The 23,439-nt window shown below is 63.2% G+C and carries 15 protein-coding genes; 8 read left to right on the top strand and 7 right to left on the bottom strand.

The window, feature by feature from the left end; genetic code table 11:
* Window position 1 precedes the first annotated feature (1 nt).
* The 6 genes from BR71_RS14195 to trkA form a co-directional block, all read right to left on the bottom strand.
* Window positions 2-1,225 (bottom strand): multifunctional CCA addition/repair protein, encoded by a 1,224-nt coding sequence (locus BR71_RS14195; protein WP_043638662.1) that lies wholly within the window; start codon window positions 1,223-1,225, stop codon window positions 2-4.
* Window positions 1,226-1,238: 13 nt separating this feature from the next.
* Window positions 1,239-2,186, bottom strand: coding sequence for a complex I NDUFA9 subunit family protein (locus BR71_RS14190; RefSeq protein ID WP_043638659.1), 948 nt, complete (start codon window positions 2,184-2,186; stop codon window positions 1,239-1,241).
* Window positions 2,187-2,390: 204 nt separating this feature from the next.
* Window positions 2,391-4,286: a lytic transglycosylase domain-containing protein gene (locus BR71_RS14185; protein WP_244269638.1), complete on the bottom strand. Its 1,896-nt coding sequence runs from the start codon at window positions 4,284-4,286 to the stop codon at window positions 2,391-2,393.
* Between the two features lie 80 nt (window positions 4,287-4,366).
* The gene (locus BR71_RS14180) at window positions 4,367-5,821 is read right to left on the bottom strand and encodes a TrkH family potassium uptake protein (protein ID WP_052370584.1); all 1,455 of its coding nucleotides are present in this window, start codon (window positions 5,819-5,821) and stop codon (window positions 4,367-4,369) included.
* 3 nt (window positions 5,822-5,824) lie between these two features.
* Entirely contained in the window at window positions 5,825-6,217 is a 393-nt protein-coding gene (gloA2, locus tag BR71_RS14175; RefSeq protein WP_208854879.1) for an SMU1112c/YaeR family gloxylase I-like metalloprotein, read from the bottom strand.
* Between the two features lie 2 nt (window positions 6,218-6,219).
* On the bottom strand, window positions 6,220-7,593 hold the full coding sequence (gene trkA / locus BR71_RS14170; RefSeq protein ID WP_039755462.1) for a Trk system potassium transporter TrkA: 1,374 nt from the start codon (window positions 7,591-7,593) through the stop codon (window positions 6,220-6,222).
* A gap of 183 nt (window positions 7,594-7,776) precedes the next feature.
* On the opposite strand from trkA, the gene BR71_RS14165 reads away from it, so the two are divergent.
* Together BR71_RS14165 and BR71_RS14160 are read left to right on the top strand one after the other, a co-directional pair.
* A complete protein-coding gene (locus tag BR71_RS14165) occupies window positions 7,777-8,508 on the top strand; it encodes a glutathione peroxidase (protein ID WP_043593907.1) in 732 nt (243 codons plus the stop codon).
* Between the two features lie 149 nt (window positions 8,509-8,657).
* Window positions 8,658-10,049 carry a dihydrolipoyl dehydrogenase gene (locus BR71_RS14160; protein ID WP_043638649.1) on the top strand — a complete coding sequence of 464 codons (1,392 nt, stop codon included), beginning with the start codon at window positions 8,658-8,660 and terminating at the stop codon, window positions 10,047-10,049.
* A gap of 507 nt (window positions 10,050-10,556) precedes the next feature.
* On the opposite strand, the gene BR71_RS14155 is transcribed toward BR71_RS14160, so the two are convergent.
* Window positions 10,557-11,864: an MFS transporter gene (locus tag BR71_RS14155; protein ID WP_043638646.1), complete on the bottom strand. Its 1,308-nt coding sequence runs from the start codon at window positions 11,862-11,864 to the stop codon at window positions 10,557-10,559.
* A 99-nt stretch (window positions 11,865-11,963) separates the two neighbouring features.
* Here BR71_RS14155 and BR71_RS14150 point away from each other — a divergent pair, with 99 nt between their 5' ends.
* From BR71_RS14150 to BR71_RS14125, 6 genes are all read left to right on the top strand, one after another.
* A complete protein-coding gene (locus BR71_RS14150) occupies window positions 11,964-13,343 on the top strand; it encodes an ATP-binding protein (protein WP_043638818.1) in 1,380 nt (459 codons plus the stop codon).
* Window positions 13,340-13,984, top strand: coding sequence for a response regulator transcription factor (locus BR71_RS14145; protein WP_043638643.1), 645 nt, complete (start codon window positions 13,340-13,342; stop codon window positions 13,982-13,984). The genes BR71_RS14150 and BR71_RS14145 overlap by 4 nt, the downstream gene beginning before the upstream one ends.
* Window positions 13,984-14,760 carry a DUF2861 family protein gene (locus BR71_RS14140; RefSeq protein ID WP_052370582.1) on the top strand — a complete coding sequence of 259 codons (777 nt, stop codon included), beginning with the start codon at window positions 13,984-13,986 and terminating at the stop codon, window positions 14,758-14,760. The genes BR71_RS14145 and BR71_RS14140 overlap by 1 nt, the downstream gene beginning before the upstream one ends.
* Window positions 14,761-14,843: 83 nt before the next feature.
* Window positions 14,844-17,111 carry a glycoside hydrolase gene (locus BR71_RS14135; protein ID WP_043638639.1) on the top strand — a complete coding sequence of 756 codons (2,268 nt, stop codon included), beginning with the start codon at window positions 14,844-14,846 and terminating at the stop codon, window positions 17,109-17,111.
* Between the two features lie 401 nt (window positions 17,112-17,512).
* The gene (locus tag BR71_RS14130; RefSeq protein WP_052370580.1) at window positions 17,513-20,104 is read left to right on the top strand and encodes a TonB-dependent receptor plug domain-containing protein; all 2,592 of its coding nucleotides are present in this window, start codon (window positions 17,513-17,515) and stop codon (window positions 20,102-20,104) included.
* A 547-nt stretch (window positions 20,105-20,651) separates the two neighbouring features.
* Complete coding sequence (locus tag BR71_RS14125; protein ID WP_244269637.1) at window positions 20,652-23,249, top strand: TonB-dependent receptor plug domain-containing protein; 2,598 nt, start codon at window positions 20,652-20,654, stop codon at window positions 23,247-23,249.
* The last annotated feature ends 190 nt before the right edge of the window (window positions 23,250-23,439 follow it).

The following is a 23,439-nucleotide window of genomic DNA, read 5'->3' as shown; positions in this document are numbered from 1 at the left end:
GTCAGTGCGTCTCCAGTTGCTCCTTGCGGACGGCGATGGCGCGGGTCCGGGCGCGGTCTATCGCTTCCGGAAGGGTGCGCTTGTCTTCCCACTGACGGGCGATGCCGCCGGCATCCACCGCCAGCGCCGCGTCCAGCAGCGCGGACAGATAGTCCGCCTGCGGATAGGGCCGGTCGTGAAAACCCAAGCGTCCGCACGCGTCCGCGCGGCAGGCGTCCAGCATCAGCAAGAAGCGCTCCGGCCGCCGCAAGGCGTCGGTTTGCTTGAACAATCGTAGTATTGTGCTTGGCTTTAATTCGAAAGCACAGTGTACTTTGGTATGGCTCAATAGCGTGATGCGCGCCAGGTCGCGGCAGTCCGCCGGCACGCGCAAGCGCTGGCATAAGGCCAGCAGCGGCGCTTCGCCGGCGGCTTCATGGCCGATGTGGCGCGGCAGCACCTCCGCCGGCGTCAGCGCCTTGCCCAGGTCGTGGGTCAGCGCGGCGAAGCGCGCTGTTAGGGGCAGTCCTTCGGCGGCGGCGCAGTCGAGCACCCGCATCACGTGGTCGCCGGTGTCTATCTCCGGATGATGGTCGGCGCGTTGCGGCACGCCAAAGAGCGCGTCCACTTCCGGCAGCACGCGGGCAAGGGCGCCGCAGGCGCGCAGGGCCAGAAACATGCGCGATGGCCGCTCCTCCATCAAACCCTTGGCTAATTCCTGCCATACCCGCTCCGCCACCAGCGCGTCGGCTTCGCCGTCCGCCACCATTTTCCGCATCAGCGCCATGGTGTCGTCGGCCACGGTGAAGCCGAAACGGGCGGCGAAACGCGCCAGCCGTAAAATACGCACCGGGTCTTCGGCGAAGGCGGGGCTGACGTGGCGCAAAACGCCGGCTTCGAGGTCGCGCCGGCCGTGGTAGGGGTCGATCAGGCTGCCGTCCGGGGCCTCGGCGATGGCGTTGATGGTCAGGTCGCGCCGCGCCAGGTCCTGCTCCAGCGTCACGTCCGGCGCGGCGTAGACGGCGAAGCCGTGGTAGCCCTTGCCGGTTTTGCGTTCGGTGCGGGCCAATGCGTATTCTTCGTGGGTGTCCGGGTGCAGAAACACCGGGAAGTCCTTGCCCACCGGTTTGTAGCCCAGCGCCAGCATTTCTTGCGGACTGGCGCCCACCACCACCCAGTCACGGTCTTTCACCGGTAGTTTCAGCAGGCGGTCGCGCACGGCGCCGCCGACGATATAGCATTGCATTGATTCTTTCCGTTCAGCGCGCAATCTGGCGGCGGTAGGCGGACATTGTCAGATTGAATTCATCGCTGCCCAGCAAGCCCGGCGCCAAGGCTTCCAGCGCGGTGGGGCTGAAGCCCAGCAACGCGGAGGGGAAGGGTTGATCGCTGATGTTGTCCACGCTTAGCGAGCGCACATTGTCGCGGCTGATCAGCGTAGGTCCGGGCAGGCATTCCATTAACGCGGCCTGCAGCATGGCCAGGCTTTGCGGCAGCGCGATCACCGGCCGCGGCTTGCCGATGTGGCGGCCCACCAGGCTCACCAGTTCCGCCAGCGTGTAGACGCCGGGGCCGGCCAAGTCCAGGCTCTGGCCGATGGCGGCGCGGCGCGACAGGCTGGCCTCCACCGCATGGGCCACGTCGCCGGCCCAGATCGGCGCGAAGCGCGTATGCGCGCCGGCCAGCGGCAGAAAGGGTGCTTTGCGCAGCAAGCTGGCGAACATATTGAGGAAGCTGTCGCCATGGCCGAACACCACCGACGGCCGCAGTATGGTCCACTCCAGGCCGCTCTCGCGCACGCGGGCCTCGGCGCGGCCCTTGCTTTGCTGATACAGGCTGGGGCCGCGTTCATCGGCGCCCAGCGCGCTGATATGGATCAGCCGGCGCACGCCCAGGCTTTGGCAGGCCGCGATGACTTTTTCGGTCAATTGCACATGGGCTTTGTCGAACTGCGCGGCGTTGCCGTGCAGGATGCCCACCATATTGATCACCGCGTCGTGGCCGGAAATCAATGATTTCAGCGCTTCCGGGCGGTGAATGTCCGCCTCCACCAGCTGAGCGCCGGGCAGTACCTGCAGCGAGGCCTTGGCGCGTTCGCGCCGGCGGGTGGCGATAGTCAGTTGGCAGCCTTGTTCGGTCAGGCGTTCCGCGATGTAGCTGCCGATGAAGCCGCTGCCGCCGATGATGCAGATGCGTTGATACGTCATGGGTTCCCTTTCTTCGTGCCTGTTCAAAGCCTGCTGCGCGTCGGCGATACGGCGTTAAAAAACGATTTCGAAATGCTCATATAGCGCATGTAGATTTCGCTTTCTCAATGGTTTCGCCTTGTCTCGTTCTAGCTCGCTAGCCTTTGAACAGGCTCTTTATGGTGCTTGTGGGAGAGGGCGCCGCCCTTGGGGCGGCGCAGGTTTTCAGCGCGCCGGCACCACGCCCATGCGGTTCTTCAAGGAGATGTTGGCGTGGCCGAAGGTGCTGGAGTAGTAAGCGGCGTTGGCCATCACCTTCTGCACGTAGTCGCGGGTCTCGGTGAAGGGGATGGTTTCCGCGTAGATGGTGCCGTCCAGCGTACGGTCCGCTTGCCAGGCGCGCGCGCGGCCGGGGCCGGCGTTGTAGGCGGCGGTGGCCATCACTTCGTTGCTGGACAGGCTGTCCAGCACATAGCGCAAATACCAGGTGCCCAGTTGCACATTGGTTTCGATGTCGTTGACCGCGTACTGGCCCAGGCCGATTTTTTTGGCCACCCATTTGGCGGTGGCCGGCATCAGTTGCATCAGGCCGGATGCGCCGACGCCGGAGCGCGCCATGGTGATGAAGCGGCTTTCCTGGCGGATCAGTCCGTAGACCCAGGCGTCGTCGATATCCAACTGCTTGGCGTAGCGCTGGGTGACATCGCGGTAGGGCGTCAGATAGCGCAGCGAATAATCGTGTTCTTCCTTGGTGCGCTCGGCGCTGTAGATGGCCATATCGTAGAAGCTGGCGCGGCGGCCCACTTCGGCGGCGGCCAGCAGTTCGATGTCGCTGCGGTTGCGCATCGCCCAGCGCCATTCGCGCTGCGCGTCGGCGCGGAATTCAGGCTTGACGTGGCGTTCGGCCAGCTCCAGCAGCGCCAGCGCGCGCTTGACCGCCGGTTCCTCGCTCATCTGCTTGATGTCGTCCTTGCCGGGGCCGCTCTTGCTGGCCGGGGTGGACAGGCTGTTGCCTAGCTCTTCCAGCGAAAGCAGCGCGTAGTAGTTGTGGCCTACGCTGGCCTGGCTGAACAGCGGCGTGGCTTCGTTCTGCCGGCCTAGCTGTTGCAGCGAGCGGCCGCGCCAGTAGCGCCAGGCCGGCTTGGCGCCGACGTTGGCCGGCATGGATCGGATGATTTTCTCCAGCTGGGTCCATTGCTCCAGACGCAGGGCGGAGCGCGCCCACCATTCCCATTGTTCGGCGGTCAGTTGATCGGCGTCGGCTTTGTCGAACCATTGCAGCGCCTGAGCCGCCTGCTGTTTGCGTGCCGACAGCAGCGCCAGCTGGCCCCAGGCGAAGCCGGCGCGCTCCTTGCTTAAGGTTTTTTCGTGTTCGAGCAGCTTGCCCAGGCCGTTGCTGATATTGGCCTTGCCCTTGATTACGATGTCGTAGACGGCCGCTTCCTGACCGCCGGGGGTGGACAGGTCGGCGGTGGCGGGTTTGCTGAGCGCGGCATTGTCCAGCGGCAGGCCGGTATTGGAGGCCAGCTGGCGGGTCTGGCTCAGGTAGTTGCCGGCCAGCAGCAGGCGAGCGCGTTGCCACAGCCAGTCCCGTTTCAGGACGCCGCGCCGCGCCGCCTCGGCGATCAGGCGGTTGCAGCCCTCCGGCAGCGGCCGGCTTTCCAGGAAACGGTCCAGGTCGGTGGGCGCCTTGCCCTGATTGAGTTCGTTGAGCTGGCCGTAACAGCTGGATTCTTCATCACGGCCTTCCGGCGGCAGTTTTTTCCATTCCGCGGCGAAGCGGCTCCAGCTTTCGCGAGCCGCCAGCTTTTTCAGCCATTCGTTGCGCACGCGCTCGGGCATCAGGCCTTCGTCCACGCGGGCCAGAAAGTTTTGGGCCGGGCCGTCGTCGTCGCTGTCCAGCGCCTTGAGCGCCAGCCAGTAGGCCGGATAGTCCTTCAGCGGGTAGTTGGACGGCATGCCGCCCGCCAGGCTGGCCAGCTGCCCCAGCTTGTTGCCGCGAAAGGCGTCGCGGGCGGCGATCAGTTCGTCGTCGGCGCCCGCAAAGGCGGGCAGGGCGGCCGTCAGCGCCAGGCTGAGGGCGAGCATGCGGCTTGGGGCGGTGAATGTCATAGGGTTCATGATCCGGTTTCGTCTTTATTATCCGGCGCTGAGCGCCGCTTTGGTTCAGACCCGCGCGCGGCGGGTAAATTCTTCGCGTCCTATTTGCGCCAGAAGGCCGGCGTGAACAGGATCAGCAGGGTAAACACTTCCAGCCGGCCCAACAGCATGGCCAGGCTGCAAATCCATATTTGAAAGTCGGACAGCGACGCATAGTTCGACGCCGGGCCGACCACGCCGAGCCCTGGCCCGGCGTTGTTGATCGAGGCGATCACCGCGGTGAAGGCGCTGAGAAAATCCAGGCCGCTGGCGATCAGCGCGAAGCTTAATATCACTATGCACATGCAGTAGACAAATATGAAGCCCATTACCGACAGCATGACGTCTTGCGGCACCACTTTGCCGCCGATTTTCACCGGCCGCACCGCCGCCGGGTGCAGCAGCCGCGTCATTTCGTTGATGCTCTGCTTGCTCAGCATCAGGGTGCGCACCATCTTGATGCCGCCGCCGGTGGAGCCGGAGCAGGCGGTGATGCTGGATAGGAACAGCATCCACAAAGGCACGAAGATGGGCCAGCGCGCGTAGTCCACGCTGGCGAAGCCGCTGTCGGTGGCGATGGAGATCAGGTTGAAGCTGACGTGGCGCAACGCGGTGGGGAAGTCGTAGACATGGTGGGCCCACAGGTAGACGCTCATCGCCAGGATGCTGCCCAGCAGCAGCCACAGCATGGCCTTGGCTTCCGGGTCGCGCAGGTAGGCGCGTAGCGAGCGCTGGCGCAGCGCCAGGAAGTGGGTGGCGAAGTTCATCGCGCCGACTATCATGCCGAAGCTCAGGATCAGTTCCACCGGCAGCGAGTCGAAGGCGCCGACGCTGCTGTCGCGGGTGGAAAAGCCGCCCAGCGACAGCGCGGCGAAGGCGTGGCACACCGCGTCCAGCCAGCTCAGGCCGGCGGCTTTCAGCGCCAACGCCACCGCCAGCGTCCAGCCGCTGTAGACCAGCCACAGGTTCTTGGCGGTTTCGGTGATGCGCGGCGCCAGCTTGCTGTCTTTCATCGGCCCCGGCGTTTCCGCCTTGTACAGCTGCATGCCGCCGATGCCGAGAATGGGCAGTATCGCCACCGCCAGCACGATGATGCCCATGCCGCCCATCCAATTGAGGAAATGGCGCCAGAAGTTGAGCGATGCCGGCAGGGTGTCCAGGCCGCTGATTACCGTGGAGCCGGTGGTGGTGAGGCCGGACATCGCTTCGAAGAGCGCATGGCTGAACGGCATGTCCGGACGCGCCAGCATGAAGGGAAAGGAGGCGGTAATGGCGAAGCCCACCCACAGCGTTGTCACCAGAATGAAGCCGTCGCGAGGCTTCAGTTCGCGCTGGTAACGCCGGGTGGCGGACCACAGCGTCAGGCCGATGGCCAGCCCGGCCACGGCGGCGGTGACGAAGGTGTCCAGCGCGCCGTCGCGGTACAGGATGGAGACCAGCGCCGGCGCGAGGAAGGTGCAGGAAAACAGCATGATCAGCTTGGACAGCACGTAGAGGATGGCGAGTATCTTGCGCATGTCTCAGTCCCGCGGCTGATAGAACTCGAGCGGCAAGCCGTCCGGATCGGCGCAGAAGAAAAAGCGAGCGCCGGTGTATTCGTCCACGCGGATATTCTCCACCGGCACGCCTTCGGCCAGCAGGTTTTGGCGACAGGAGGCGATGTCGGAGCAGGCGAAGGCCAGGTGGCGCAGGCCGCAGGCTTCCGGCCGAGTGGGGCGAGGCGGCGGAGACGGAAAGCTGAAAAGCTCCAGCTGGCCGCCGCCCGGTATCGCCAGGTCCAGCTTCCAGGACTGGCGCTCCGCTCGCCAGTGCTCGGCCAGCACTGGCAGGCCCAGTATGCGGTGGTAGAAGTCGCGCGAGCGGGCGTAGTCTGAGGCGATGATCGCCACATGGTGTAAGCCGGTGAGATGCATGGTCACAGAAAGCCCAGTTTGACCTGAATGAGTTTTTCCACCTGGCGGATCACCCGGCGGCGCGATAGGAAGATGATCAGATGGTCGCCGTTTTCCACCGTCAGATCGTGATGCGCCATCAGCACCTGTTCGCCGCGGATGGCCGCCACGATGTGGCTGCCGTGGGGCATGTCGATTTGATCGATGCGGCGGCCGGTCAGCCTTGATTGTTGCGCGTCGCCGTGGATGATGACCTCCATCGCCTCGGACGCGCCGCGGCGCAGCGGATGCACCGCCTCCACGTCGCCCTGGCGGATATGGGCCAGGATGGAGCCGATGGTGGACAGGTGGGGAGAAATCACAATGTCGATGCGATGGCCTTCCAGCAGGTCCACATAGCTAGTGCGGTTGACCAGCGCCACCACCCGTCGCGCGCCCATGCGCTTGGCCAGCAGCGTGGACATGATGTTGTCTTCGTCGTCGTTGGTCAGCGCGCAGAACACGTCCATCTCGTCCACGTTCTCGGCGTCCAGCAGCTCTTCGTCGGTGGCTTCTCCGCGCAGCACCAGCGCGTGCTCCAGCCGTTCCGCCAGCCACTGAGCGCGTTCCGGCCGCGCCTCTATCACTTTGACGCTGAAATCGTTTTCCAGCAGTTTGGCGAGCCGGTAGCCGATGTTGCCGCCGCCGGCGATCATGATGCGTCGCAAGGGCCGCTCGCTGAAGCGCAGCTCCTTGAGCATCGCCTGCACGTGTTCGCGCGCTGCGACGAAGAACACCTCGTCGCCTTCCTCCAGCACGGTGTCGCCGTCCGGCACCAGAAGCTTGTCCCGGCGGTGGACGGCGCAGACGCGGCAATCCGCGTCCGGCATGTGTTCGCGGATATTGCGCAGCGGCATGCCCAGCAGCCGTCCGCCGGAGTGGGCGCGCGACACCACCAGCTGCAGCTTGCCGTCGGCGAAGTCCAGCACTTGCAGCGCGCCGGGGTAGGCGAACAGCTGATAGATGTGGTCGGTGACGATCTGTTCCGGACAGATGGCGGACTCGATGCCGAAATGGGCGAGCGGGTCGCCGTGCTCGGACGCCAAGTAGTCGCTGGAGCGGATGCGGGCGATGCGGGTGGGGATGTTGAAACAGGCTTCGGCCATTTTGCAGGCCACCAGATTGGTTTCATCGTCGCGGGTCAGCGCCAGCACCATGTCGCTGTCCGCCGCGCCGGCCTCGGCCAGCACCTGCGGGTGAGCGGCGTTGCCGGCCACGGTGCGGATGTCCAGCCTGTCCTGCAGCTGCTTGAGCCGCGCGGCATTTTGATCCACCACCGTGATGTCGTTGTTTTCCGAAAGCAGGTTCTCCGCCACATTGGCGCCGACCTGTCCGCCGCCGAGAATCAGAATCTTCACCGCGTTGGCCTGATTGTTGGTTTGTTTATGCAATTTTAACGGTTAGTGAGGCCGCTTGCTTGTCGATTAAAAAAGCAAATCAGCAGCCTTGGCACAATCAATTAGACGAATTTGCCGTCAGCTATCAGAATGCACCCATCGATTTATTAAACCTGTCAGTCAATCCAAACAAGGAGTCTCGCCATGTTGCAAAACCGTGAAGGCCAACGCGTACCGAATGTCACTTTCCGTGTTCGTGACAACAACGAGTGGAAAGATGTCAGCACCGCCGAGCTGTTCGACGGTAAAACCGTAGCGGTGTTCTCGCTGCCGGGCGCGTTCACCCCCACATGTTCTTCTACCCACCTGCCGCGCTTCAACGAGCTGGCGCCGGCCTTCTTCGCCAACGGGGTGGATGCCATCCTGTGCGTATCGGTCAACGACACCTTCGTGATGAATGAATGGGCCAAGGACCAGGAAGCTCAGAACCTGGTGATGATTCCGGACGGCAACGGCGATTTCACCGAGGGCATGGGCATGCTGGTGGACAAGCAGGACCTGGGCTTCGGCAAGCGCAGCTGGCGCTACTCCATGCTGGTGAAGGACGGCGTGGTGGACAAGATGTTCATCGAGCCGCAAGAGCCGGGCGATCCGTTCAAGGTGTCCGACGCCGATACCCTGCTGGATTACATCAACCCCAGCGCCAAGAAGCCGGACCAAGTGGTGGTGTTCTCCAAGACGGGCTGCCCGCACTGCGCGCGCGCCAAGGCGGTGCTGAGCGAAAACGGCTACGACTTCGTTGAAGTGCCGCTGGACAACAAGGTGCGCGGCAAGGTGCTGGGCGCCGTGGCCGGCAAGATGACCGCGCCGCAGGTGTTCATCAACGGCCAGCTGATCGGCTCCGCCGACGAAGTGGAAAAGTACTTCTCCAAGTAAGCCTCAACCGTGTTCGTCCCCCGGTGGCTCGGGCCCTGACGCCACCGGAGTTGTTGCGGGCCGGATGCTCCGTCCGGCCCTTTTTTTACCGGGATACGAGACGGCATGCCCAGCGTGCCGTGCCGTATCCCGATACCGAAAGGAATGAGATGCATACCTTGAACATCGATGTCGCCGTGATCGGCGCCGGCACCGCCGGCCTCGCAGCCTACCGCGCCGCCAAGGCTCGCGGCGCCAGCGCCGTGGTCATTGAAGGCGGCCCTTACGGCACCACCTGCGCCCGCGTCGGCTGCATGCCGTCCAAGCTGCTGATCGCCGCCGCCGAGGCCGCGCACCAGCCGCGCCACAGCGCGCCCTTCGGCGTGCATATCGATGGCGAAGTGCGCATCAATGGCCGCGAGGTGATGGACCGAGTCAAGCGGGAGCGCGATCGTTTCGTCGGCTTCGTGCTCAATGGCGTGGAAGGCATTCCGCCGCAAGACCGGCTGCGCGGTTACGCCCGCTTTATCGACAACACCACTTTGCAGGTAGACGAACACACGTTGGTGCAAGCGCGCCGCGTGGTGATCGCCACCGGTTCTTCGCCGTTGATCCCGCCGCCGTTTCAGGTCTTCGGCGACAAATTGATCATCAACGACGATGTGTTCGACTGGGAAACGCTGCCGGAAAGCGTGGCGGTGTTTGGTCCCGGCGTCATTGGTCTGGAACTGGGCCAGGCGCTGTCCCGGCTGGGCGTCAAGGTGCGTGTGTTCGGTCGCGGAGGCGGCGTTGGGCCGCTGTCCGATCCGGCGGTGCGCGACTACGCCAGCCAGACGCTGGGCCGGGAGTTTTATCTGGACCCGGACGCCAAGATACTGGAAATGGGCTTGGCCGACGGCAAGGCGCAAATCCGCTACGTCAATCTGGACGGCGAGGAGGTTTGCGAGCGTTTCGATTACGTGCTGGCCGCCACCGGCCGCGCGCCCAATGTGCGCGGCCTGGCGCTGGAGAACGCCGGTCTGGAGCTGGATGCGGGCGGCGTGCCCAAGTTCGATCCGCGGACCCTGCAGTGCGGGAACTCGCCGGTTTTCATCGCAGGCGACGCCAATAACATCCTGCCGCTGTTGCACGAGGCCGCGGACGAAGGCAAGACCGCCGGCGACAATGCCGCGCTGTATCCGGCGGTACGGCCCGGCCTGCGCCGCTCCAGCATCGCCGTGGTGTTTTCCGACCCGCAAATGATGATGGTGGGCAGCCGCTTCGCCGATTTGCCGGAGGGCGAATTCGTGGTGGGCGAAGTCAGTTTCGAAGATCAGGGCCGCAGTCGGGTCATGGGCGTCAACCAAGGCTTGCTGCATGTTTACGCCGATCGCGCCAGCGGCCGCTTCATGGGGGCGGAAATGATAGGCCCGCGCGCCGAGAACCTGGCCCATTTGCTGGCCTGGAGCCATCAGCAAGGCCTGACGATTGCCCAGATGCTGGAGATGCCGTTCTACCACCCCGTGATAGAGGAAGGCCTGCGCACCGCGCTGCGCGACGCCGCGGCCAAGGTGCTTGCTTAAAGCTTGCCGCGCTGGATGCCCCGGTTTCGGTCCGCATCCGGCACCGCACGCCCGCTTATGGTCCCCGCCATGGCGGGCTTTTTTATGGCGCCGCCGTTAAGACCCTGTTCAATGTCCACTGTGCTTCAGCGAGATTTTAGGCAAGGGCGTTGAAAACCATCTCAAACCGCTTTTTCGCTCGTTTTCGCCTTGTCTTGCTGTTTGGTAAAAGGCAGCGGATTATCAGCGGCTGTGATGCATCTCCATGAGCCAGGCAAGATCGCCGGTGAATTATTTGGAGAAATGCATGAACCATGAACGTATGGCGCTGTGCGTGGCGGGAATCGCGTTGATGGTACTGGGATGGGCGTTGTCTTCCTCGCTCTTATTGTCCCGCGGAGCCGACTTACTGTGCGCCGCAATGAAAGCCTAGCGTATTGTGAAACCGCCCCGAGGCATCGGGGCGGTTTTTTTCATGGGATCAACGAGGCTGAGCGAGAGGGGACGGAGGCGCGTGGTTTTCTCTAATCAGCCGCGCAGCGCCCGAAGCCAGTCCAGCCGCTGTCGCCAAATCACCGGGGCGGCACTCAGCAGATGCAGCGTGGCCAGGATGTTGAGCGCGGCGGTGGCCAGCAGCAGGATGGCGATGCTGTCGTACAGCTTCAGCGCCAGCGCGCTGCCGATGGCGGCGGCCACCATGTAGAAGCCGTTGGCGATATTATTGGCGGCCACGGCCTGGGAGCGGAAATCGTCAGGGCTGGCGGTTTGCAGCCAAGTGTACAGCGGCACGGTGAAGAAACCGCCGAAAAAGCCCAGCAGCGCCACGTCGATCATATTGCGCCAGCTGCCGGCGCGAGCCAGGAACTCGCTCAGGCCGATCAGCTCGCCGCGATAGTGCTGCATGGCCGACAGCGCCAGATCGCCGCCGAACAGCGTCATGCCGGCGCTGCCCACCAGCACCATGCCCAGTTGCAGCTTGCCTTGCGACAACTTGGCGCAGACCACCGAGCCCAGGCCGATGCCGATGGAGAACAGCGCCAGCAGCAGGGTGTAGACGCCGGCGTCCCCGCCCAGGTGCAGGCGGGTGAAGGTGGGCAACTGGGTGGTGTAAACCGCGCCCATCAACCAGAACCAGGAAATGCCGAGGATGGCGCAGCGCACGTCGCGGATGCGCCAAGCGTCGCGCATCAGCAGCACGGAATCCTTGAGGAAATTGAAGGACAGCTTAAGCTTTGGCGCGCCGGGCTGGGCCGGCGGCATTGCGCGGCTGGCGCCGTAACCGAGCAGGGCGGTGGCCAGCAAGGTGGCGGTGATCAGGTAGGGGCCGCCGGTGGTGAGCATGCTGCCGCCGATCTGGCCGATCAGGATGGCGAGAAAGGTGCCCATTTCGATCAGACCGTTGCCGCCCACCAATTCGTGTTCCTTCAGATATTGCGGCAGTACAGAATACTTGAGCGGACCGAAAAACGCGGAGTGAGCGCCCATCAGGAACAGCGCGCCGAGCAACAGGCCGGCGGAGTGAAGGAAGAAGCCGGCGCCGGCCAACAGCATGATGGCGATTTCGGCCAGCTTGATCCAGCGGGCGATGACGGCTTTGTCGTAGCGTTCGGACAACTTGCCGGCGGTGGCGGAAAACAGGAAGAAGGGCAGGATGAACACGCCGGCGGCCAAGTTGACCAGCTGTTCCGGCGGCAGGCCGGCCAGGCTGAGGCCGTGAAAGCTGATCAGCACCACGATGGCGGTTTTCAGCAGGTTATCGTTGAACGCGCCCAGGAACTGGGTGCCGAACAGCGGAAAGAAGCGCCGGGTGGCGAAGAAGGAAAAGCCTGCTTTCACGTGGATGCCGATCTTGTGTCATGAGCCGGAAACGCATGCTAGCGGATTCGCGACGGGCTGTCAGCCGAGCGGTGGAGGGTTTTCCGTATAATGCGGCGCATGATGCTACGTCTGTGTTGTTGCTTGCTGATCTGTCATGCGGCCTGGGCCGGGGAGCTGTCGTCGAGGCTGGACGCCGTCTTGGCGGAATCCGCACCGGCGCGGTCTTTGGCGCTGGCTCGGATTCAGTCGCTGGACGAGGGCTTGATTGATCCGGCCTCCTTGCAGCCGGCCTGGTCCCGCTACGGTCTGCGCGCCTTGCGGCAATTGGCGGCGCACGAGCGCGGTTGCGAGGGCGAGGTGTCGTCCGTGCCGGCGCTATGGCGTGATTTTGAACGCAGACGCTGTGCGGACGGGCGTTTGCCGGATGATTGGCTGCGCCGGCATCCGGTCCACCCCCTGGGCGGCAGCAGCGCCGCGCATTGGCGGCAAGGGCGGCCTAAGGCGGAGGCGACGGACTGGCTGCATGTGCGCGAGCGCGACGACGAGCTGGGACTGTTGGGCGCCTTGTCCGACGACAATCTGGACGCTTTGCTGGCCGGCGCGCACTGGTTGTGGCAGGACGGCGCGTTGTGGCGGCTGCGCGACGGCTACTGGCGGGTTTACCCGGCCGCGGCCTGGCGGGAGCGAGCGGAAGCGGTTGGGGTGAGGGTGTCTGCGGACGCGGGCGCCTGCGTGGAGCGTTTGGACGGCTTGTGTTTGAACCCCGCGCCGGCGTCGGCCTGGTCTTGGCGGGCTCTATGGGCGGGGCTGGCCGGGCTGGCGCTGGCCGGCGGCGGCTGGCTGGCTTGGCAGCGGCGGCGTCTGGAGCGGGAGCGGCGTTTCGCCCTGCAGATGCTGACCCATGAGCTGCGCACGCCTATCGCCGGCCTGGCCGGCGTGGTGGAGGGGCTGCGACGGGACTTCGATCGCTTGCCGGATTCCGCTCAAGATCATTTTGGACATTTGGCCGGCGGCGTTAGCCGCCTGCGCCAGTTGGCCGAAGCCAGCCGTCATTATTTGTCCGCCGACAGGTTGGACGAACGACGGCAAGCGGTGCGGCTGGCGGAATGGCTGGATGCGATCGCGGAGCGGCATCAGGCCGCTTTTTGCCTGAACGAGGACGCGACGCTGCTGCTGCCTGCTTATTGGTTGGGCCTGTGCTTGGACAATTTGCTGGTCAACGCGCGTCGGCATGGCCGGCCGCCGTGGCGATTGCTGGCGAATTGGGACGGCCGCAGCCTGACGCTGACGGTGTGCGACGGCGGCCGTTTGTCGGATTATCGGCTGCGTCGGCTGACGCGGCGGGGCAGCGGCGGCGAGGGCATGGGCTTGGGCCTGGCCATTGTCAGGCGGGTGCTGGCGCGGCTGGGCGGACGCTTGCGCCTGTCTGGGCCGCCCACCCGGTTTAGCTTGCAACTGCCTGCCAAACGAGCGCCGCAACAGGACTCCCCTTTATGAATACTTTGCTGCTGATTGAAGACGACGCAACGCTGGGCGATGGCCTGAGCCGTTTTTTGGAGGATGCCGGTTATCGCTGCCTGTGGCTGCGGCGGGCGGAAGAGGCCGCCGCGCAGTGGCTGCGCGCCGATCTGGTCATTCTAGACCGCAGCTTGCCCGACGGCGATAGCCTGCGGCATTTGCCCGGCTGGCTGGCGCAGAAAGCCTTGCCGGTGATCGTGCTGACGGCGCGGGTGGAGGTGGGCGACCGGGTGGCCGGGCTGGAGGCGGGGGCGCGGGACTATCTGAGCAAGCCCTTCGCCCATGCGGAATTGCTGGCGCGGATTCGCGCTCAGCTGCGGCCTTTGGGAGACGGCAGCCTGAGCCTGGGAGCCTTGAGTTTGCAGCCCGCCCGGCAGTCGGCGAACTGGCGGGGAAGGGAAGTGGCCTTGACGCGCACCGAGTTCGAACTGCTGGCGTTGTTGGCGCGCATGGCCGGGCGGGTGATGAGCCGCGACGAATTGCTGAACCAGGTCTGGGGTTATGAGCATTTCCCATCCACTCGCACCGTGGACACGCATATTCTGCAACTGAGGCAGAAACTGCCCGGCCTTGGCATCGAAACCGTGCGCGGCGTCGGCTACCGGCTGGAGAAGCTCTGATGCGGCGCGCATTGTGCTTGTGGCTGGCGCTGGCCGCGCCGGCCTGCGCCGATCCGCTGGCGGTTTTGAACCGAGCCTTGCTGGGGGCGGACGATGACGCCGCCTGGCGCGCGCTGTCCGAAAGCTGGCCGGCTCTGCGCAGCCAGGCGCAGCGGCGGGCTTGGACCCAGGCTTTGGCGGCGCTGAGCGCCGAGCATTGCGGCAAGGACGCGCCGTTGACGCTGCCGGCCTGGCTGCCGCGTTTGACGCTGGAGCTGGCGCAGCGCGACATGCCGCTCTCGCGCGCGTACCGGGTCGTGCTGAGCGGGCACGGCGCGCTGGAGGACGCGCGCTTATTGGACGCGCACGGGCATGACCTGTTGCGCGGCGGCTTGCTGGAGCGGGAGGAAGGCCAAAATTTCCGCTTGGAAAGCGCGGATTTGAGCCGGCCTCTGGCGGCGGGGGCCTACCGGTTGCAGCTTAGCGCCGCCGGCCGGCAATGGCAGGCCGAGCTGGCGTTGCCGGAGGTGGCCAATCTGGACTGGCTGTCGCGCAGCCCGCTGGCGGTATCGCGCTTGCCGCCGCCGCGCGCGGCTTGCGCGCAGCCCTGGCTGGAGCAATCGCTGCTGAGGCGCAGCGATTACGGTTTTGTCTGGTGGCGGCGGCGGGAATTGGGCGAGGCGCTGCGCTGGCCGTCCAGCCCGGGCGAGCTATGGCAGAGCGTGGCCTTGGTTCGCGTCGAGGCGCGCGGTCAATTGGTTCTGAGGGTGGCGCACCGCCAGGTCGGGCCGCGTTGAAATCCTGACATTCGCCTGACAATCGCGACGGCCTTTGCCTTTCTAATCTCTTCATCTTGATTCGAATATGGAGAGTGCCCGCGATGTCGATATCCCCCCGTTCCCTTGTTTTTGCGCTGGCGGCAATGAGCCTGCCCTTGAGCGCCTGGGCGCAGATCCGCTTGGAAAACGCCCAGTGGCGGGTGGCGCTGGACCCGGCCACCCTGGCGGTGACCGCGACGCCGGCCGGACAACCGCCGCTGGAGGTGTCGACGGGCGGCCCCGCGCGGGAAGTGGCGAACCTGAGCGCGGACGCGGCCGGGGCGGCATGGTCCTGGGAGCACGATCGTTATCGCTTGAGCGCGCGCCTGGACGGTCCGGACCTGACGTTGACGGTGCAAGCCGGGACCGGAGCAGCGGAAACCATGCCGCTGTTGCGGCAGCCGGCGGCGGCGATGGGGCGCGGCTTGCTGCTGCCCTTGGCGGAGGGCAGCTATGCGCCGGCCGGCGATCCGCTGTGGCTGGATTTTCTACCGCGCTTCGCCTGTGACGGGCTCAACACCTCGGAAAATCTCAGCCTGCCTCTGTGGGGCATGGATTACGGTGCAAGCAGTTTGCATTGGCTGCTGCTGAATCCCTTCAACAATCGTTTGAAGGTCAGCCGGGACGGCGCCGGTCTGGGGCTGGCGCTGAGTCATGATTTCAACGTCTTGAACCGACAAGAACCGATGACCCTGCTGTTGCACTTGGCGGACGGGGACCCCTTGGCCGGAGCCAAACGTTATCGGCAATGGTTGATCGAGGCGGGGCGTTTCGAAAGCCTGGCGGACAAGATGCGTGCGCAGCCGGAAACCGCCAAGCTGGTGGGCGCCAGTCATGTCTATCTATGGGGCAACGATTTGCTGGGTGCGGCCGATGTGCGCGACTGGGGACGCTGGGTGAGCCTGTTGCGCGGCGACAGCGCGCTGGCGCGGCGCTTGAGAGGGCGCTTCGACGCGGAAGCCGCCGCGGCGCTGCGGGCGGCTCCGGCTCAGCCGGATGCTTACCAGCGTCGGGTCTTGTTGACGGCTTTCAATCAGGCGGCCGCGGCGGAGGCGCGGGCCGATTGGCTGAGCGCCGCGCCGGAGTGGAGCAAGCTGGCCGCGCCTTACCGCCGCTTGCGTCGCGAGGTGAGAGCAGTGTTCGGCGCGGCCTTGGCTCAGCCGGACGATTGGGGCGGCGGCTTATCGCGCCGCACGCTCCGGGCTTTGAGCGCGGCCGGACTGGAGCGGCTATGGCTGGGGGTGGACAATTGGGAAGGGGGCTTGTGGCAGCCGCAAGCGATGGCGGAGGGCGTGCGCGCTGGCTATCTGATGGCGTCCTACGACTCCTACCAAACCGCCTTGCCGCCAGGGAAGCGCGAGGACTGGCTGACGGCGCAGCAGGGCGCCGCCGCGTATCGAGATTGCGGCATCACCTTGGCCAGCGGCCGGCGCAAGAGCGGTTTCCAGCAGTCCGGTTATTACACCAATCCGGAATGCGTGCGGCCTGTGTTGCGTCAGCGCAGCCAGGCGCTGCATAGGGCTTTGGGCTTCAACAGCTGGTTTCTGGATGCCTACGCCACCGGCATGGTGTTTGACGATTACACGCCGGGCCGGCGCATGAGCCAGGCCGGCGTGGCGGCCGGCAACGAACGCAGCATGGCCTGGGTGAGGGATCGTTTCGGCGTGCCGGTGGGGTCTGAGAACGGCAACGCGGCCACCTCGCGAGGAATCGCCTTCGCGCACGGCATGCAGGTGCCGGTGCTGGGGTGGGGCGATCCCGATTTGCAGAAAAACCCCAAGTCGCCGTACTTCCTGGGCCGCTGGTTTCCGGCGGACCAGCCCGAGGTGTTTTTCCGCTCGGTACCCTTAAAGCAACCCTATCTGAACATTTACTACCAGCCGCGCTACCGGCTGCCGCTCTATCAGGCGGTGTTCCACGACTCCATCGTCACCACCAATCACTGGCTGTACGACAACCTGAAGTTCAGCAACGCCTATGCCGACAATCTATTGGCGCAATGGTTGTACAACACGCCGCCGCTCTGGCATGTGAGCGCGGAAAGCCTGACGAGGCGGCTGCCGCTGATGCGTTGCGCGGATCAGGTGTTTCGGCCCTTGCACCGACAACTGGCGACTCAGGCCATGACCGGCTTTGCCTGGTTGACGCCGGATCGCCTAGCTCAACAGACCCGTTTCGCCGACGGCAGCCGGCTGACAGTCAATTTCAGCGCGGAGCCGCGCTTGCTTGAAGGGCGCGAGTTGGCCGGCCAGGCGATGCGAGCGCAGTTGGCCGGACAGCCGGAGCGCACGGTTTCTTTAGAGGACTGCAAGCCGGGTCTTGCGCCATGAGCCGGTGTTTGGCGCAGTCCTCTACAGATATGAGTTAAACGCATTGATTTAATCGTCTTTCTGATTTTTACACATGTCATGAAAGTGTTGCGCGGCGCAGCCTATTGGCAAAAAGGCAACGCGCCGCTGCGCTTTTCACAACGAGGGCTCATGCTTGCTCATGGCATGAAACCCTTTGCCGGCGGTCTTTACGTAAGGTTGGGGCATGGTGTTTTCCGCTTTGGAGGCCTCCATGGGCGGGAAGGTCATATGTGACGAATCGTGATGCTGATTGACCGTCTGTAATAAATGCTTCAAGCATCGTGTCAGGCCATATGACAAATAGTCTGTGGCTGGATGATCTGCTGAAAGCGTGTCTAGAGAAGCGCGCTAAGCAGGTTAGGCACATGACTGGAGAAATCATGAGAACTAGCAAGAAGAAGTTGGTGCTTGCCTTGGCCCTGGCAGGCCTGGGCGGCCAAGCCGGCAGCGCCTGGGCGGCGGAGTCCAGCAGCGGCACCCTGGATCGGGTGGAAGTCACCGGTTCCAACATCAAGCGCAGCATCAAGCAAGAAAAGGCGCTGCCGGTGACGGTGGTGCGCACTGAGGAAATGAGCAAGCAGGGTTTCACCACGGTGGAGCAGGTGGTGAATTCGCTGGCCAGCAACCAGTCCAGCATGGTGGGCGCCTCGTCGGTGCAGTCCGTGTCGGGCGGCGCTTCTTACGCCAGCCTGCGCGGTCTGGGGTCGCAGTACACGCTGGTGCTGCTGGATGGCCGTCGTGTCGCCAGCCAGGCGATTGGCGGTTACGCCACGGATTTGAACGCCATTCCCTTGTCGGCGATTGAGCGCATCGAGGTACTGCGCGACGGCGCCTCCGCCATCTACGGCACCGACGCCATCGGCGGCGTGATCAACTTCATTACCAAGAAGAGTTACCAAGGCGTGACGGTGGGTGGCGAACTGGTGTCCACCGATCACAAGGGCGGCAATACCGGCAGCGCCAGCATCACCGCCGGCATCGGCGACTTGAACAAGGACGGCTACAACGTTTACGGCTCCTTGAGCTATCAGAAGCTGGACGCCATCACCACGCTGAACCGTTCCTTCGCCAACAAATACCTGACCGCGGACAACCTGAGCGGCCGAGTCTTCCCATCCAACTTCACTTACAAGGGCAACGCCTACAACCCGGCTGCGCCCAATTGCAAACCACCGTACGCCAAGCCGATAGACGCCAACTCCTGTGGCGAAAACGCCAACCTCTACATGGATCTGACGCCGGAGGTGGAACAACTGACCGCCTTCGTCAAGGGCACCAAGCAGATTGGGGATCACACGCTGTCGCTGCAGTACATGGGCGCGCGCAACGTCAGCACCACGCATATCTCGCCGGCGCCGCTAAGCAAGATCGCCACCCTGAAGGCGGGCGACAAGTATTATCCCACCCACTTGCCGGACGGCACGCCCACCGACGGCAGCGCCGTGGTGATCAACTCGCGCTCGGTGCCGCTGGGGCCGCGCGTGACCGAGAGTCTATCCACCACGCAGCGGCTGGCTTTCAACGCCGAAGGCTTGCTGGCGGGCTGGGATTACCGCGGCGGGGTGGCTTACTCCGAAAACAAGACCACCATCAATTACAAGTCCGGCTATGTGCACGGCGACAAGATCGCCGCCGCTTTCCAGGACGGCACCATCAATCCCTTTGGAGATTCTGCGCCCGGCGCTTGGCAGAGCACTGAACTGAAGGGCGACGGCTGGATCGCCAAATACCAGACGGTGATGGCGGACTTCAAGGTCAGCAAGGAGGTGTTGCAGCTGCCGGCCGGCATGATGGCGACGGCTTTCGGCGTGGAAACCCGGCGCGAGAAACTGGACAGCCAGATCCAGGACATCGCCCAGTTCGCGCTGGGGTCCGGCATCGCCGATTCCAAGTCCACCAGCGGCAGCCGCGGCGTGACCGCGGCCTATGTGGAAGCGGATATTCCGATTTTCAAAAACTTCGACGCCCAGTTGGCTGCGCGCTACGACCGCTATACCGACTTCGGCAGCTCCTTCAACCCGAAGGTCGCCGTCAAGTACCAGCCTATCCCGCAGGTCTTGTTCCGTTCCTCCGCCAGCAAGGGCTTCCGCGCGCCGACGCTGTACGATGTGTTCACGCCCAACAGCAAGACCTACACCGCCAACAAGTTCAACGACCCCTTGCGTTGCCCGGGCGGCACGCCGGCCAACGGCGGCAACAAGGTGGACGATTGCAACACCCAGTTCGAAGCCTTGCAGGGCGGCAACAACAATTTGTCGCCAGAGAAGGCCAGTTCGCTGACCTTCGGCATCGTGATTGAGCCGATCAAGGAAATCACCGCCAGCGCGGATTTCTGGTGGACTACGGTGAAAGACACCATCAACTCGCTGGACCCCGGCGTGATTTTCGCCGATCCGGGCAAGTACGCCGACAAGTTCGTGCGCAACGCGGACGGCTCGCTCAACCATGTGATCACCACCACTCAGAACCTGGGTACCTTGAGCGCGGCCGGCGTGGACATCAGCCTGGCCTTCCGCTTGCCCAAGAATGCTTTGGGCAATTTCAGCGTCAACCTGGATGGCACCTACACTTCCAAGTACCAGCAGCAGTTGGAGCCGAAGGGACCCTATTTGAGCTCGCTGGGCGGTTGGTACAAGGATATTCTGCAGCCGACCTTGCGCTGGAAGCATAGCCTGGCGTTCAACTGGGCGCGGGGACCGTGGAGCGGAGTGCTGGTGCAGAATTATTCGTCCGGCTATACCGACCTGAATCCCAATGATGAAGGTCATAACGTGCGTCCGTACTCCAACTGGAATCTGTCCGGCAGCTATGTATGGGACAAGAAGCTCACCATTACCGCCGGCATCCGCAACCTGTTCGATCAGGAGCCGCCTTACAGCAACCAGACCAAAACCTTCCAGTATGGCTTTGATCCAGTGGTGGCGGATCCGGTGGGGCGCGCTTATTTCCTGAAAGCCAACTACAAACTCTAATCCTCGCCAAGAGTCGTTTGATCAAGCCCCGTCGCACCGTCTGGTGTGGCGGGGCTTTATGCTTTTGGAGTTGTTTTTCTTATTTGAGCTGGAGGCAGGCAGGGAGGATTTGATTATGAGGGGGAGAATTTTTCATACCAGCCATTAAAAAAACGAATGCATAAGTTTTTGCAAAATTAGCCTAATCTGAAATTCTTGTACAAAATTGTCGTAAAAATGCAAAAAAGCAACAATGGCAAGGGGTGTTCACTATAAAAAATGACATGGAATTAGCAGGTGATTGTAAAAGCTGCTGGCAAAAATCAGGGGGATAGTCTATTGATTTTCAAGCGCTAACATGATTTTTACGCATTTCTCCGCCAAACGGGGCGCTGGAACAAACCGCCGGACACCGTGGATCGTCCCTCAACAAATATTGACGAGAAGCAACAATCCTTAACACACTCGAAACATGGTCATGACGTTCGATTGTCGACGACCTGCAGTATCCAGCAAACGTTCGCCAGAAGCGCTGCTGGTTTCCGTGTGCAGTTAAGGAGAAATCAAGTTGAGAAGTCAAAAGAAGCAGCTAGTGCTTGCCCTGGCCATGGCCGGCATGGCGAGCCATGCGCCGTTCGCATTCGCCGCTGAGGCGAACTCCGGTCAGCTGGATCGGGTAGAGGTCACCGGTTCCAATATCAAGCGCAGCATCAAGCAGGAAAAGGCGCTGCCCGTCACCATTCTCAAAACCGAAGATCTGGCCAAGCAAGGCCTGACCACCGTGGAACAGGTGGTCAACAGCATCGCAGCCAACCAGTCGTCGCAAGGTGCCAGCTCCTCGGTCGGCTCCTCCTCCGGCGGCGGTTCCTTCGCCAGCCTGCGCGGCCTGGGCAATCAATACACGCTGGTACTGCTGGATGGCCGCCGCATGGCCAACCAGGCGATCGACGGCACGTCCGCCGACCTGAACGCCATCCCGCTGTCCGCCATTGAGCGCGTGGAAGTATTGCTGGACGGCGCCTCCGCCATTTACGGCACCGACGCCATCGGCGGCGTGATGAACTTCATCACCAAGAAAAGCCTGAAGGGTTTCAGCATCGGCGGCAGCTTGGCCAATCCGCAGCATGGCGGCGGTGATGAAAAGCGCATCAATGCTTCCTACGGTATTGGCGATCTGGGCCAGGACGGTTTCAACGTCTATGGCGCCATTGACTACATGAAGCAGGACATGGTGATGGCGGGGCAGCGCGACTACGCCCACCAAGTCAACAAATTCACTGGTACCAGCTCTAGTGCATGGCCGGGCAACTATATCGATGGCGTCACCGGCAAGTGGGTGGCTCCGTCCGCGCCAAATTGCCGTCCGCCGTTTTCCCAATACGTTAGTGACTCTAAGCTTGGTAACCGATGCTTGGAGTACTATTCTCTGTACCCCAGCATCATCCCGCAGGTGGAGCAGATTTCCGGCCTGGTCAAGGCCACCAAGCGCATAGGCGATAATCACGAGCTGTCGTTGCAATACACCCGCACCGAGACCATCACCACTGCGCAGAACGCGCCGCTGCCCACGGCTGGCGACATCACCCGCGTCAACGCGGTGGACCCGACCAAGCTCGACAAGCTCTATGTGCGCACCATCCCGCTGGGCAATCGCGAGACCGAGGCCAACTCGGTGACGCAGCGCTTGATGTTGAATATGGAAGGCCTGATCGCCGGTTGGGATTACCGCGCCGGCATCGGGCGTTCGGAAAACCTGATCAAGGAAAACCTGACTTCCGGCTATGTCAGCAAGAGCAAGATGCAGTCCGCGGTCAACAGCGGCGCGTTGGATCCGTTCGATCTGTCCGGCAACAATCTGGCGGCCTGGCGTTCGGTGGGCATGACAGGTCAAACCAAGGAAGCCAAGTCCACCATCGACATGGCGGACATCAAGGCCAGCCGCGAAGTGTTGCAGCTTCCGGCGGGGATGATGGCTATCGCTTTGGGCGCGGAAGTGCGCCGCGAGTCCTTGAGCACGATCTACAACAAAGCGGTAACTCGTGATGCCTTGAGCACTGGCCAGGACAAGACCGAAGACTCCAGCGGCAGCCGTTCCGCCTACGCTTTCTACGGCGAAGCGGACATTCCGGTATTGAAGAACCTGGACGTGCAACTGGCTGCGCGCTACGACCATTACAGCGATACCGACAGCTCGATCAATCCGAAGGTCGCGTTCAAGTTCCAGCCCAGCTCGCAAGTCATGTTCCGCGGCTCCGCCAGCACCGGCTTCCGCGCGCCGTCGCTGTACAACATCTACCGTCCCAACCAGTTGCAGCTGACCAGCAGCAGCTATGTTGATTACGGCGCTTGTCCGGACGGCGTCAACCCGGCACCGGGCGCAGATGGTTCCGCTTGCACCAAGATGCAGCGCAATAAACGCATCGCCGGCAACAAGAAGTTGGAACCGGAAAAGTCGTCCTCCTTGTCCTTCGGCATGGTGATCGAGCCGGTCAAGGACTTCACTGCCAGCGCCGACTTCTGGTGGACCATGATCAAGGGCCAGATCAGCTTCCTGGACGAAACCGCCATCTTCGCCGACCCGGCCAAGTACGCGAATCGTTTTGTACGGGATGGCAGCGGCAATCTGTCCTATATCATCGACGACTACGACAACCTGGGCAATCTGAGCGCCGCGGGTGTCGACATCAAGCTGAACTGGGTCTTGCCCAAAACTTCGGTGGGTACCTTCACGGCAACGTTGGATGGCACCTATCTGTCCAAGTACTCCTATCAGACCGAGAAGAACGGCCCGTATTACAGCAATCTGGGTACTTTCCTGGATGGTGCCCCTACCTTCCGCTGGCAGCATAACCTGACGCTGGGCTGGTCCTATGGTCCGTGGAGTACGATGTTGGCGCAGAACTACAAGTCCGGCTACACCGATTCCAATCCCTATCTGAAGCAGGGGCAGCCGTTCCATCAGGTCAGACCGTATTCCACCTGGAATCTGTCCGGCACCTACGCTTGGAACAAGCAACTGACGGTGACCGCCGGCATCAAGAACCTGTTCGATCAAGAGCCGCCGTACTCCAATCAGATGACGCGCACCACGCAGCAAAACTACGATCCGCGCTTTACCGATCCGATGGGACGTTCCTTCTTCCTCCGGGCTAATTACAAGCTCTAAGGCGGCGGGAAACTGGATGGAGCGGAACTGGTTTCCGCTCCGTTCTCGGGCCCGGCGGCGCGCCGCCGCCGGGCGAATCAGAAGACAGTGGATATAAACATGACGAGCATCACAGCCAGAGGAATCGGCGGTCCCCCGCCCAAGCGCCGCATCGCGGGCTTGGTCGGCGTGGTCGTCTTCCATGCACTGT

Source organism: Chromobacterium haemolyticum DSM 19808, from assembly GCF_000711885.1.
Taxonomy (GTDB): domain Bacteria; phylum Pseudomonadota; class Gammaproteobacteria; order Burkholderiales; family Chromobacteriaceae; genus Chromobacterium; species Chromobacterium haemolyticum.
This window is presented reverse-complemented; position numbering and strand designations above follow the sequence as displayed.